This is a genomic window from Roseateles saccharophilus, assembly GCF_004342485.1.
Taxonomy (GTDB): domain Bacteria; phylum Pseudomonadota; class Gammaproteobacteria; order Burkholderiales; family Burkholderiaceae_C; genus Pelomonas; species Pelomonas saccharophila.
The window spans coordinates 152,801-165,863 of the sequence record NZ_SMBU01000008.1 but is presented as its reverse complement, the minus strand read 5'-3'; the positions used below and the strand labels follow the sequence as shown (position 1 = coordinate 165,863).

8 protein-coding genes are annotated in these 13,063 nt (G+C 68.5%); 2 read left to right on the top strand and 6 right to left on the bottom strand.

Annotated features, from left to right (window positions below):
* Positions 1-28: 28 nt before the first annotated feature.
* The 6 genes from EV671_RS09360 to EV671_RS09335 are packed head-to-tail and all read right to left on the bottom strand — an operon-like array spanning position 29 to position 8,066.
* Positions 29-901, bottom strand: a complete 873-nt coding sequence (locus tag EV671_RS09360) for an aldo/keto reductase (RefSeq protein WP_132571040.1) — start codon at positions 899-901, stop codon at positions 29-31.
* 5 nt (positions 902-906) lie between these two features.
* The gene (locus EV671_RS09355) at positions 907-3,285 is read right to left on the bottom strand and encodes an alpha-amylase family glycosyl hydrolase (protein WP_132571039.1); all 2,379 of its coding nucleotides are present in this window, start codon (positions 3,283-3,285) and stop codon (positions 907-909) included.
* A 5-nt stretch (positions 3,286-3,290) separates the two neighbouring features.
* Positions 3,291-4,181: a maltose ABC transporter permease MalG gene (gene malG, locus EV671_RS09350; protein WP_132571038.1), complete on the bottom strand. Its 891-nt coding sequence runs from the start codon at positions 4,179-4,181 to the stop codon at positions 3,291-3,293.
* Positions 4,181-5,776, bottom strand: coding sequence for a maltose ABC transporter permease MalF (gene malF / locus EV671_RS09345; RefSeq protein ID WP_132571037.1), 1,596 nt, complete (start codon positions 5,774-5,776; stop codon positions 4,181-4,183). The genes malG and malF overlap by 1 nt, the downstream gene beginning before the upstream one ends.
* The gene (gene malE / locus EV671_RS09340) at positions 5,773-6,948 is read right to left on the bottom strand and encodes a maltose/maltodextrin ABC transporter substrate-binding protein MalE (protein WP_132571036.1); all 1,176 of its coding nucleotides are present in this window, start codon (positions 6,946-6,948) and stop codon (positions 5,773-5,775) included. Before malE ends, malF begins: the two co-directional genes overlap by 4 nt.
* Positions 6,945-8,066, bottom strand: a complete 1,122-nt coding sequence (locus EV671_RS09335) for an ABC transporter ATP-binding protein (RefSeq protein ID WP_132571035.1) — start codon at positions 8,064-8,066, stop codon at positions 6,945-6,947. Before EV671_RS09335 ends, malE begins: the two co-directional genes overlap by 4 nt.
* A gap of 360 nt (positions 8,067-8,426) precedes the next feature.
* On the opposite strand from EV671_RS09335, the gene EV671_RS09330 reads away from it, so the two are divergent.
* Both EV671_RS09330 and glgB read left to right on the top strand, forming a co-directional pair.
* The gene (locus tag EV671_RS09330; protein ID WP_243655663.1) at positions 8,427-10,880 is read left to right on the top strand and encodes a glycogen/starch/alpha-glucan phosphorylase; all 2,454 of its coding nucleotides are present in this window, start codon (positions 8,427-8,429) and stop codon (positions 10,878-10,880) included.
* Between the two features lie 4 nt (positions 10,881-10,884).
* Positions 10,885-13,062 carry a 1,4-alpha-glucan branching protein GlgB gene (glgB, locus tag EV671_RS09325; protein ID WP_132571033.1) on the top strand — a complete coding sequence of 726 codons (2,178 nt, stop codon included), beginning with the start codon at positions 10,885-10,887 and terminating at the stop codon, positions 13,060-13,062.
* Position 13,063 lies beyond the last annotated feature (1 nt).

Genomic DNA, 13,063 nt, shown 5'->3' with positions numbered 1-13,063 from the left:
CGTCGCCGGCCCGCGGCGCCCCCTGCGCTCAGATCAGCCCTGCCCAGCCGGAGTCGTGGCGGGTGAAGGCCTCGCGCAGGGCCCGGGCCAGCTCCGGCGGCAGCGGCCCCCGGGCCACGGCGTCGAGGTTGCGGCGCAGGTTTTCGGGCCTGGCCGTGCCGACGATGGCGCTGGCCGCGCCGGTGTGGAAGGCGACGAAGCGCAATGCGGTGTCCGCCCAGTCGCCCTGCGCCGGCAGGCCCATCGCGTGGAAGCGGTCCCAGTACTGGCCCTCGGCGAAATCGCCGGGGCGCTCGGCAAAGCGCCAGACGGCGCCGGCCAGCGGGCGCTTGGCGATGACGCCGATGCCGGCGTGGTCGGCCCGCGCGGCACGGGCCTGCAGATGGGCCTGGTCGCAGAGGCTGATCGAGGTCTGGAGGCTGCCGAAGGCGCCGCACGAAATCGCGAAGTCGATCTCGGCGTTGTCGCCCGAGTAGGCGGCCACGCGCAGCTTGCCAGCGGCACGGCAGTCCTGCAGCGCGCGGACGACCTCGCCCTGCTGCAGCACCGGCAGCGGGCAGGAGTGCAGGTGCACGATGTCCAGCCAGTCGGTCCGCATCAGGCGCAGCGCGCGCTCGACGCCCTGCACGATGCAGTCATAGGTCCAGTCCGGGACGCCCTCGACACCGTAGCCGACCTTGGTGGACAGCACGAACTCCTGGCGCCGGTGCGCGATGTGGCGGCCGATGCGCTCCTCGCTCAGGCCGTAGCCGCGCGCGGTGTCGACGAGGTTGATGCCGACGTCCAGCACATGGTTGAGCAGCGCGCCGGCCTCGGCCTCGCTGGTGCGCGCGTCGTTGATGTGCATGGCGCCGAAGCCTAGGGCCGAGACGCGCAGGCCGATGTGGCCCAGGGGATTCATCGGGATCATGGCGTGACGAGGACGCGGCCGAACAGCGGCGGCACGGTGAGCTGGATCTGGCCGTCTCTGACGGCGACGTGCTTGCCGCCGAGGGCGTCGCGCAGCCGCTTCGCAGCGAAGGGCAGGTCGACCGTGACGGTATGCGCCTCGGTGTCGTTGTTGGTGGCGGTGAGGGCCCAGGTGCTGCCGTCCCGGCGGGCCAGCACGACGACGTGCGCGTCGACATGCAGCGGCGCGCTCAAGGCCCCGTGGCGCAGCACGGGCAGGTCGTGGCGCAGCTTGGTCAGGCGCCTGAAGTCGGCCAGCAGAGCCTCGTCGGGATGGCCGCCCTCGTCGGCCCAGGGGTAGGGCGCGCGGCTGTAGGGGTCGTCGCCACCGCCCAGGCCGACCTCGTCGCCGTAGTAGATGGCCGGCGCGCCGGGGTAGGTCATCTGGAAGAACGTGGCCAGGCGCAGGCGGCGCTTGGCGAGCGCGAGGTCACTGTCCTCGCCCAGATGATGCAGGGCGCGCGCCTGGTCGTGGCTGGACAGCAGGTTCATCAGCGCCGAGAAGGCCTGGGGCGGATAGGCCTCGCGCATCAGCTCCAGGTTGGCCGTCATCTGCTGCGCGGGCCGGCCAGCGGCGTAGTCGAGCACGGCGCTGCGGAAGATGTAGTTCATCGTGCTGTCGAACATGTCGCCGAGGAAGAACTTGCTGGCGTCGAACCAGGTCTCGGCCACCGTCAGCGCGTCGGGCTTGGTCGCCTTCACGGCCTGGCGCCACTCGCGCCAGAAGTCGTCGGGCACCCAGGGCGCCACGTCCATGCGCCAGCCGCTGGCGCCGCGCTGCAGCCAGAGCCGGGTGACCGAGTCCGGGTCGCCATAGGCATAGGCGCGGAACGAAGGGCTGGACTTGTCGATCTCGGGCAGGTCGCTGACGCCGACCCAGCCCTGGTACTGCCTGTCGGTATCGGTCTCGGCCGGCTTGAAGCTGAACCAGCCGGCATAGGGCGAGGCGGGATTGATGTGACCATTGTCGAAGGCGCCGCCCGCCGGGTAGTTGCCGTAGCGGTTGAAGTAGGGCGAGTCCGCGCCGACATGGTTCAGCGAGGTGTCCGGGATGACGCGGATGCCGCGCCTGGCCGCCTCGGCGCACAGGCGCTCGAAGTCGGCATTGCTGCCGAAGGCCGGGTCCACGTTTTTGTAGTCGGCCGTGTCGTATTTGTGATTGCTGGCGGCGCGGAACACCGGCGTCATGTAGATGGCGTTGGCGCCCAGGCTCTTGATGTAGTCGAGCTTTTCGATGACGCCGGCGAGGTCTCCGCCGAAGAAGTCGTTGTTGTAGACGGCGTCGGAGCCGTCGCCCGAGCCGGGCCGGAAGGGCTTCTCGTTCCAGCGCGCATGGTGCTCGACATCGTGATCCTGGTAGCGGTCCTGGGCGCGCCCGCCGCCGGGGCGCGGGTCGTTGGCCTTGTCGCCGTTGCGAAAACGCTCCGGGAAGATGTCGTAGTAGACGACGTCCCGCGCCCAGGCCGGCACCTGGAAGTCGGGCGCGTAGACGGTCTGGCGGTAGCGGCGCAGGCGGCCCAGGTCGCGCGGCAGGCGCTCGATGGACGCGGGGCCCATCGAGCCCTTTTCGCGCGTCCAGTAGATCGTGTCCTTGTTGTTCTGCAGCGCGTAGCGGCCGTCCGCGGTCTCCAGCTCGAACCAGTAGCCATAGACGCCGATGTCGGTGAAGCGGTAGCGGGCCGTGAAGCCCGTGCCGAGGCCGTGGGGCTCGGGCGTCATCGCGATGCGCGCCAGCGGTTCGTAGGCCAGTTGCTCCTGGTTGCCCGTCATGCGCCGGCGCTCGATGACGAGGGTGGCGCGCAGCAGGCCCGGCACGTCGTTGCCGAGGCTGAAGCGGATCTCGCTGCCCTGCGGCTGAGCGCCGAAGGGAGACTTGAACTCGGCGCTGCGCGAATCGAAGCGCGTGCTCAGCGCGGCGCGGTCGGTGAGGGCCTCGGGCGGCTTGGGCTGGAAGGCCCGCGGGCCGATGTTCAGCCGGGGGCTGCCGTCGGTGGCGAGGCTCAGGCGCAGCGTGTGCTCGCCGGCGAAGTCGTGGCTCGCATTGCCGACGACGGCCGCGCCGCGCGCGAGCCGGCCCTGGGCGTCGAAGCCGAAGGTGAGGGCGGGTGTCCAGCCCTCGTCGGCGATCTTGAACTCCTGCCGGCCCTGGGCACCGAGGTTCAGGTAGTAGGCGTCGCAGCGGTACTCGAAGGCCTGCTCGTCCTGGGCCGCCCAGTTGTTGAGGCCGCCGCGCAGGTAGAGCGTGGTGTCGCCCAGCGGCGCGGGCCTGCAGTCGGCGGCGAAGCTTGCAGGGGCGAGCGCGAGCAGCGCTGCACACAGCGCGAATGTCTTGAGCATGAGCTTCAGCCTTTGACGCCGCCAGCCGTCAGGCCGGACACGATCCAGCGCTGGGCGAGCAGGAAGACCAGGGTGATCGGCAGGCCCGACAGCACGGCCGCGGCGGCGAAGTCGCCCCACAGGAAGCGCTGGTCGTGCAGGAAGTATTTGGAGCCGACGGCCAGCGTCAGGTTGCCCTCCTCGCGCAGCAGGATGGAGGCCACCGGGTACTCGATGATGGTGCCGATGAAGGCCAGCACGAAGACCACCATCAGGATGGGCACGGCCATGGGCAGCAGCACGCGCGAGAAGGCCTGCCAGTGCGTCGCGCCGTCGACCTTGGCGTTCTCCTCGATCTCGACCGGGATGGTCTCGAAGTAGCCCTTGATGGTCCACACATGGGTCGCGATGCCGCCGAGGTAGGCGAGCACCAGGCCGGCATGGGTTTCTATGCCGAGTGCCGGAACGTAGGTGCCTATGGTCTCGAAGATGGCGTAGATGGCCACCAGGGCCAGCACAGGCGGAAACATCTGCAGCAGCAGCATGCCGTTGAGCACAGGCTTGCTGAAGGAGAACTTGAGCCGCGCGAAGGCATAGGCCGCGGTCGTCGAGATGGCGACGATGAGGAAGGCCGAGGCGGTGGCGATCTTGATCGAGTTCCACAGCCAGGTCAGCACGGGGAAGGGCGGCTGCACCAGGCTGCCGTCGGCGGCCTGATAGGGGATGCCGAGCGCCAGCTTCCAGTGCTCCAGGCTGATCTCGGTCGGGATCAGGCTGCCGGTGGCGAAATTGCCCGGGCGCAGCGAGATGGACACGACGGCCAGCAGCGGGAAGAGGGTGATGGCGATGAAGATCCACATCACCGCATGGCCGGCGAAGGTGCGCCAGCGGGCTTGTTTGCCGAGGACGATGGCCATTACTTTTGCGCCTTTGCGGAGAGCCGCAGATTGACGAGCGACAGCGCCGCGACGAGGAAGAAGATCAGCGTCGAGATGGCCGCGGCCAGGCCGAAGTCCGAGCCCGAGTCGCGGAAGGCGATGCGGTAGGTGTAGCTGACCAGGATGTCGGTCTGGCCCGCGGGCAGCTTGGTGGACAGGAAGTCCGGCCGGCCGTCGGTCAGCAGCGCGATCAGCACGAAGTTGTTGAAGTTGAACGCGAAGGCGCTGACCAGCAGCGGTGCCAGCGGCTTGATGATCAGCGGCGCGGTGATCTTCAGGAAGTTGGTCGCAGGACTGGCGCCGGCCAGGGCCGAGGCTTCGTACAGGTCCGCGGGAATCGCCTTCAGCAGCCCCGAGCACAGGATCATGATGTAGGGGTAGCCCAGCCAGACGTTGACGATGAGCAGCATCGCCTTGGCCAGCAGCGGGTCGGCGAACCAGGCGGGCTTGATGCCGAAGAGGGCGTTCAGGATGGCGTTGATCTCGCCGAAGTTCTGGTTGAACAGGCCCTTGAAGACGAGGATGGAGATGAAGCCCGGCACCGCATAGGGCAGGAAGAGCAGCGTGCGGTAGGTGGTGCGGTACTTCATGCCCTCCCAGTTCAGCAGCACGGCGAACAGCATGCCGATGGCGGTGGCGCAGGCCACGGTGAGCGCCGAGAACACGACCGTCCACGTGAAGATGGACAGGAAGGGGCCGCGGAACTCGGCGTCGAACAGCATGCGCGCGTAGTTGCCCACGCCGATGAAGGCCTTGAAGCCGGGCTGCAGCGTCTCGCCGGCGCTGGACTCGAAGAAGCCGGTATCGCGGTTGGGCTTGAACACCGTGCCGTCGGCGGCGCGGGTCAGGCTGTCGTCGGCGTTCGCGGTCCACTGTGGCTTGACCGGGCCGAACTCGCGCAGGCCGAGGTAATGCAGCTCGGTCTTGTCGGGCAGCACCAGCACCAGGCGGGCCAGCGTGTCGCGGTGCTTGACGAGCTCGGCCAGCGGCAGCGCGGCCTGCAGCGGCGCGGTCAGCGGCAGGTGCTCGGCATCGGCGGCCATCAGGTCCACGCGCAGGGCGTCGGCGGCCTTGCGCAGCGCCAGCGGCGGCGACACCCAGCGCGGTGCGGCGCCGCCCTCGGGCTGCAGCACGAGGCGGAACTCGGCGCCGTCGGCATGCAGGCTGTAGGCCAGCACCTGGTCTTCGATGGCGTCGTGCTGTTCCAGCAGGTAGTCGCGCACGCGGCTCTTGCTGAGCAGATGGGTGCTGGAGTAGTTGGTGAAGCCGATCTGCGCCGTGTAGACCAGCGGGAAGGCGATGAACACCAGCATGCCGGCCACGCCGGGGAAGAGGTAGCGCCAGGCAAAGCCGTCGCGGCTGAGATACACGTAGAAGCCGGCCGTGAACAGCACCAACAGGCCAGCAGCCCAGGCGGCCTGGCCGGTCGTGTAGACGACGAAGACGAGATAGAGGGCCGCGGCGATGGCGGCCGCGACCACCGGCCAGCGCAGCAGCCTGGCCAGCTTCTCGGTCGGCGTGGGCGGCAGCGTGGAGTAGCTGCCCTGGCCCAGAGTGGAGGAAACGGCGTTCATTTGTTCAGCAGCATCCGTGCGGCGGCGCCGTCGAGCGCGTCCTTGGGGCTTTGCAGTCCGTTGGTGATGGCTTCCAGCGCCGCGTCCATCGCGGTCCAGAAGCGGCCGACCTCGGGAATGTTGGGGATGGGGGCGCCGTTGCGAGCGTTGGTCATGCTTGCCGCGATCAGCGGGTTGACCGACAGCTCGGCATAGAAGGCCTTGTTGGCCGGCACGCCGATGGGCACGTTGGCGTCCAGCACCTTCAGGGCCTCGGGGCGCATCAGGTGGTTCTCGAGGAACTCCTTGGCGATGTCCTTGTTCTTGCTGGGCGCCGAGATCATGCAGCCCAGCACGCCGACGAAGCTCTTGCTCGGTTTGCCGGCGACGACGGCCGGGATGGCCCCGACGCCGATGTCGATGCCGGCCCTCCTGGCGTTGTCCCAGGCCCAGGGGCCGGAGATCATCATGGCCACCTCGCCGCGGGCGAAGGCGGCCTCCATCTCGGAGTAGCGCGCGCCCCGGGGCATGTGGCCCTCCTTGATGAGGCGGTCGATCGTCTGTGCGCCGGCCAGCGCGCCCGCGTTGTTGACGTCGACCTGCCTGGGGTCGAAATCGCCCTGCGCATCACGGCCGAAGATGACCCCGCCCGCGCCGGCCAGCATGGGCCAGGTGAAGAAGCTCTTGTTGTAGTCCCAGAGGATGGCGTGCCTGCCCTGGGCCTGGAGCTTGTTGTCGATGGCGATCACGTCGTCCCAGGTCGCCGGCGGGGTGGGCACCAGGGCCTTGTTGTAGATGAGGCCGATGGTCTCGATCGCGATCGGGTAGGCCCAGATGTGGCCGCGGTAGCTGACGGCGGCCCAGGCCTGGTCCTCGACCTCGGCCTTGAGCCTGGCCGACGGGCGCAGCGGCGTCAGCAGGCCGGCCTTCGCCCATTCGCCGACGCGGTCGTGCGGCCAGCAGAAGATGTCCGGGCCCTTGCCGGCACCGGCCGCCTGCTGGAACTTGTCGGTGGGGTCGACCGGGTGCTCGACGACGACCTTGACGCCCGAGACCTTCTCGAAGGCGTTGCCCACCTTCTGCAAGCCGTTGTAGGCCTTGTCGCCGTTGATCCAGATGAGCAGCCGGGGCGTGTCCGCCAGTGCCGACCCCGCGGCCAGCGTGGCCGCGAAAAGCAGTGCCTTCAAGTTCATGCCGAGAGCTCCGGCGCGGCGAGCCGGCGCAGGGCCTTGCCGTCGGCGTCGAACACATAGAGCGCCTCGGCCGGCAGGTGCAGGTTCAGCGCCTGGCCGCTGCGCAGGCGGTCGGCGCCGTTGCGGCCTTCGAACTGGCAGGTCAGCGCCTCCTCGACGCCAGGGTAGGGGCAGTACGCGAAGGTGGTGCCACCCAGCGACTCGACGAAGGCGACCGTGCTCTGCAGCTGGTTGCCCTGGCCTTCGGTGCGGATGTGCTCCGGGCGCACGCCCAGGGTCACCTTGTCGCCGACTTGCGCGGCGCTGCCGTCCACGCGGGCCTGCAGCACGACATTGCCGCCGCTGAGCTTCACGTCGACATGGCCGGCCTCGATGGCGACCAGCTCGCCTTCGATGAAATTCATCTTGGGGCTGCCGATGAAGCCTGCCACGAAGAGGTTGCGCGGGTGCTCGTAGAGCTCCAGCGGCGAGCCGACCTGCTCGACCTTGCCGGCCGACAGCACGACGATGCGGTCGGCCAGCGTCATGGCCTCCACCTGGTCGTGGGTCACATAGATCATCGTGGTCTTCAGGTCCTCGTGCAGCTTGGCGAACTCGTAGCGCATGCGCACGCGCAGGGCGGCATCGAGGTTCGACAGGGGCTCGTCGAACAGGAAGACCTCGGGCTTGCGCACGATGGCGCGGCCGATGGCGACACGCTGGCGCTGGCCACCGGACAGGTCCTTGGGCTTGCGATCCAGCAGATGCTCGATGTGGAGAATCTTTGCGGCGTTGCGCACCGCCGTCTCGATCTCCGCCTTGGGCACCTTGGCCAGCTTCAACCCGAAGGCCATGTTGTCGAACAGATTCATATGCGGGTAGAGCGCATAGGACTGGAAGACCATCGCGATGCCGCGTGCGCTGGGCGGCACGTCGTTGACGACACGCCCGCCGATGGTCAGCTCGCCGCCGGTGATCTCTTCCAGGCCGGCGATGGAGCGCAGCAGCGTGCTCTTGCCGCAGCCCGAGGGCCCCACGAACACCATGAATTCGCCGTCGCGGATCTCCAGGTCGATGCCGTGCAGGATGCGGATGTCGCCATAGGCTTTCTCCACGCCGGTCAGTCGAACATCTGCCACTTCTAACCTTTCTGTTGCCGGGCGCCCTGTTGCTGAACTACGCCGGCCTGTCTCGTCGAACGGGGCTCAAATTTCTCGTCTTCGCCCATCTTTGTAGACAATATACATTCGCAAGACGGCGTGAACAACAGAAAATTCCCGACTGAACCTTCATGAAACCCTTGTAGATCAAGTATTTGCGAATAGGTCCGGGTTTTCCCGATGTAGTCAAACTACACAACGGACCGGAGCTGTCCGATACTTCGTCCGACGCTGCCCGTCGAGTAGCATTCTTGCCCCCGTCGCTGGGGGCCGGCACTGATGAACACCCCAACCCGCCCGCCCGTTCAACGCAAGCCCAGCCCCAAGGCCTCCACCGCGATGAAGAAGACGACTGCCCTCTCCGCCGAAGACAAGGCCCTGCGTGCGGCCTTCGAGGCTGCCTATGAGCGTGAGCTGTCCCAGTCCAGCCATGGCGCCACGCCGCAGGCGGCCCTGCATGCCGCGGCCATCGCTTGCCGCGAGACGCTGGCCCGCCGCTGGGCCGCCACGCAAGCCGCCGACGCCCAGCGCGGCGACAAGGCCCCGGTGCGCCGGGTGCACTATCTGTCGATGGAATTCCTGATGGGCCGCGCGCTGTCCAACGCGCTCGCCGCGCTGAAGCTGGCCGAGCCGCTGGGCGCCAAGCTGGCCGAGCAGGGCCTGGCCTTGGGCGACGTCCTGGAGCGCGAGCCCGATGCGGCCCTGGGCAATGGTGGCCTGGGCCGCCTGGCGGCCTGCTTCCTGGATTCCTTCGCCGAACTGGAGCTGCCGTCCTTCGGCTACGGCCTGCGCTACCGCTACGGCACCTTCGCCCAGGTCATCCAGCAGGGCCGCCAGCTGGAGCAGCCCGACGACTGGACGCGCGACACGCCCGCCTGGGAACTGCCGCGCCACGACCTGCGCTATCAGGTGGGCTTCGGCGGCCGCGTCGAGGTGGACGCCTCGGGCGTGCGCCGCTGGATGCCGGCCGACAGCATCGAGGCCCAGGCCTTCGACTTCGTCGTGCCTGCCCACCACAGCCAGCGCGTCTCCACGCTGCGCCAGTGGCAGGCGACGGCCGCGCCCATCGAGTTCAAGCCCTTCTGCGATGGCGACTACGCCCGCGCCGCCCGCCACCAGGTGCTGGCCGACGCGCTGAACTGGGTGCTCTACCCGGACGACTCCACCGAAGCCGGCCGCGAGCTGCGCCTGAAGCAGGAGGCCTTCCTCGTCAGCGCCTCGCTGCAGGACCTGATCGCCCGCCATCTGCGCGAGTTCGGTTCGCTGCACAACCTCGGCAAGACCAACGCCATCCACCTCAACGACACGCATCCGGCCCTGGCGCCCGCCGAGCTGATGCGCCTGCTGCTGGACGAGCACGGCCTGGGCTGGGACGAGGCCTGGAAGATCACCCGCCAGGCGGTGGCTTATACCAACCACACGCTGATGCCCGAGGCGCTGGAGACTTGGGCCGTGCGCATGTTCGAGAGCCTGCTGCCGCGCCACCTCGAGATCATCTACGAGATCAACCACCGCTTCCTGGACGAGCTGCAGCAGCGCTTCCCCGGCGACCACGCGCTGGCCGCGCGCGTGTCGCTGATCGACGAAGGCAGCCATGGCGGCGAGCGCCGCGTGCGCATGGCCTCGCTGGCCTTGGTGGCCTCGCACCGCGTGAATGGCGTGGCCGCGCTGCATTCGGAGCTGATGGTGCAGACCATCTTTGCCGACTACGCCCGCATCTGGCCCGAGCGCTTCCACAACGTCACCAACGGCGTCACGCCGCGGCGCTGGCTGCAGCAGGCCAACCCGGCCCTGTCCGCGCTGCTGGACAGCCGCATCGGCGAGGGCTGGCGCAAGGACCTGGCCGAGCTGGGCGAGCTGAAGGCCCTGGCCGCCAACCGCGAGCTGGGCGAGGAATTCCTGGCCGTCAAGCGCGCCAACAAGGAGCGCCTGGCCGCCGTCATCCGCCGCGAGCTGGGGCTTTCGGTCAACCTGGACAGCCTGTTCGACATCCAGATCAAGCGCATCCACGAGTACAAGCGCCAGCTGCTGAACATCCTGCACGTCGTCGCCCGCTACCAGGCCATCCGCGACAACCCGGACGCGAACTGGGTGCCGCGCACCGTCATCATTGCCGGCAAGGCGGCCTCGGCCTACCAGACGGCCAAGAGCATCGTGCGCCTGGCGCACGACGTGGCCCGCGTCATCAACAGCGACCCGCGCGTGGGCGACAAGCTCAAGCTCGTCTTCCTGCCCAACTACGGCGTCACGCTGGCCGAGAGCATCATCCCGGCGGCAGACCTGTCCGAGCAGATCTCGACGGCCGGCACCGAGGCCTCGGGCACTGGCAACATGAAGTTCGGCATGAACGGCGCGGTCACGATCGGCACCTGGGACGGCGCCAACATCGAGATGGCCGAGGCCATGGGCGTGGAGAACATGTTCGTGTTCGGCCTTCGCGCCGACGCGGTCGCGAAGATCAAGCAGCTGGGCTACGACCCGCGCCTGTATGTCGAAGAGAATCGCCAGCTCAAGCGCGTCATCGACGCCATCGCAGCGGGTGTCTTCAGTAACGGCGATACCGAGCGCTATCGCGCCCTCGTGGACAGCCTGTTGCACCGCGACGTCTACCTGCTGATGGCCGATTTCGCCGATTACGTCGCTACCCAGGCCAAGGTCGATGCGCTGTTCGCCGACCGCGCTGCCTGGGCCGAGCGAGCCCTGCGCAATATCGCCGGCATGGGCCCGTTCTCGTCCGATCGCACGATCGCCGAGTACGTGGACCGTGTCTGGTCCGTGAAATCCTTGAACTGAACCAATGCTGAACGACGCCGACCTCGACGCTCTGCTGGCGGGCCGCCATGCCGATCCCTTTTCCCGGCTGGGCCTGCACGCGGACGACGATGGCCGGCTCTGGGTGCGCGCGCTGCTGCCTGGCGCGGCCGAGGTGGCGCTGCTGGATGCCGGCAGTGGCAAGCGCATCGTCGAGCTGGGGCAGCGCCGCGCCGGCTTCTTCGAGGCCCAGGTGCCGCGGCGCAAGCACCGCTTCGACTACCGCCTGGCCGTGAACTGGGCCGGTGGCGGGGAGGGCGTCTATGCCGACCCCTATGCCTTCTACCCCCAGCTCGGCGACGAGGAGTTGCAGGCCTTTGCCGAGGGGCGCAACTTCCGCCCCTGGCTGAGCCTGGGGGCCCATCTCGTCACGCATGGCGACGTCAGCGGCGTGCGCTTCGCGACCTGGGCGCCGAACGCACGGCGCGTCAGCGTCGTCGGCAGCTTCAACAACTGGGACGGCCGCCGCCACCCGATGCGGCTGCGCCACCAGGCCGGCGTGTGGGAGATCTTCGTGCCGCATGCGGCCGAGGGCGACCTCTACAAGTTCGAGATCGTCAACGGCAACGGCGCCTTGCTGCCGCTCAAGGCCGATCCCTATGCGCGCCGCGCCCAGCTGCGGCCCGAGACGGCCAGCATCGTCGCGCCCCTGCCCGAGCCGACGCCGCTGCCGCGCCAGCGCGAGCGCGCCAACCGGCGCGAGTCGGCCATCAGCGTCTACGAGGTGCATGCCGCCTCCTGGCGTCGCGGCGTGGCGGGCGACTTCCCGACCTGGGACGAACTCGCCGAACAGCTGCCCGCCTACGCGGCCGACCTGGGCTTCACCCATGTGCAGCTGATGCCCATCAGCGAGCACCCCTTCGACGGCTCCTGGGGCTATCAGACGCTGGGCATGTATGCGCCCAGCGCCCGCTTCGGCCCGCCCGAGGGCTTTGCCCGCTTCGTGAAGGCCTGCCACGACCAGGGCCTGGGCCTGCTGCTGGACTGGGTGCCGGCCCATTTCCCCGTCGACACCCATGGCCTGGCCGAGTTCGACGGCACGCGGCTCTACGAATACGCCGACCCCAAGGAAGGCTTCCACCGCGACTGGAACACGCTGATCTACAACTTCGGCCGCACCGAGGTGCGCGAGTTCCTGATCGGCAGCGCGCTCTACTGGATCGAGCGCTGGGGCGTGGACGGCCTGCGCGTGGACGCCGTGGCCAGCATGCTCTACCGCGACTATTCGCGGCCCGAGGGGCAGTGGATTCCCAACATCCGCGGCGGGCGCGAGAACCTGGAGGCCATCTCGCTGCTGCGCGAGATGAACGAACACGTCGGCGAGGTGGAAGGCGCGATCTCGGTGGCCGAGGAGAGCACCAGCTTCCCCGGCGTCTCGGCGCCCACCTATGCGGGCGGCCTGGGCTTCCACTACAAGTGGAATATGGGCTGGATGAACGACACCTTGCGCTACATGGCCGAGGACCCGATCAACCGCCGCTGGCATCACGACAAGATGACCTTCGGCCTGATTTATGCGTTCAGCGAGAACTTCATGCTGCCCATCTCGCACGACGAGGTCGTGCACGGCAAGGGCAGCATGCTGGCCAGGATGCCGGGTGACGACTGGCAGAAGTTCGCCAACCTGCGCGCCTACTACGGCTTCATGTGGGGCCACCCGGGCAAGAAGCTGCTCTTCATGGGCCAGGAGTTCGCTCAAGCCCAGGAATGGAACCACGCCGAGGGCCTGCCCTGGGGCCTGCTGGAGGACGATCGCCATGCCGGCGTGCAGCGCCTGGTGCGCGACCTGAACAAGCTCTACCGCGAGCAGTCGGCCCTGCACCGGCTGGACTGCGAGAGCGGCGGCTTCGAGTGGATCAGCTCCCATGACGCCGAGCACTCCATCTACGCCTGGGCGCGGCGCGATGGCACGGGCCGCATGGTCATTGTCGTCTGCAACATGACGCCGGTGCCGCGCGAGGGCTACTCGCTGGGCGTGCCCGACGGCGTGACCGCCTGGCGCGAGGCGCTCAACACCGATTCGGCCTACTACGGCGGCAGCAATATGGGCAACGGCGTGGCCGCCGCCGGCCTGCCGGTGCAGGCCCAGCCGGCGCATGGCCGGCGCCTGTCCATCACGATCAATCTGCCGCCGCTGGCGACGCTGTTCTTCGTCCCGATCTAGC

Bases quoted from the DNA above. Each gene is read 5' to 3' on its own strand.
- EV671_RS09360 (WP_132571040.1), bottom strand. From the start codon at position 901: ATGAATCCCCTGGGCCACATCGGCCTGCGCGTCTCGGCCCTAGGCTTC.
- EV671_RS09355 (WP_132571039.1), bottom strand. From the start codon at position 3,285: ATGCTCAAGACATTCGCGCTGTGTGCAGCGCTGCTCGCGCTCGCCCCT.
- malG (WP_132571038.1), bottom strand. From the start codon at position 4,181: ATGGCCATCGTCCTCGGCAAACAAGCCCGCTGGCGCACCTTCGCCGGC.
- malF (WP_132571037.1), bottom strand. From the start codon at position 5,776: ATGAACGCCGTTTCCTCCACTCTGGGCCAGGGCAGCTACTCCACGCTG.
- malE (WP_132571036.1), bottom strand. From the start codon at position 6,948: ATGAACTTGAAGGCACTGCTTTTCGCGGCCACGCTGGCCGCGGGGTCG.
- EV671_RS09330 (WP_243655663.1), top strand. From the start codon at position 8,427: ATGAAGAAGACGACTGCCCTCTCCGCCGAAGACAAGGCCCTGCGTGCG.
- glgB (WP_132571033.1), top strand. From the start codon at position 10,885: ATGCTGAACGACGCCGACCTCGACGCTCTGCTGGCGGGCCGCCATGCC.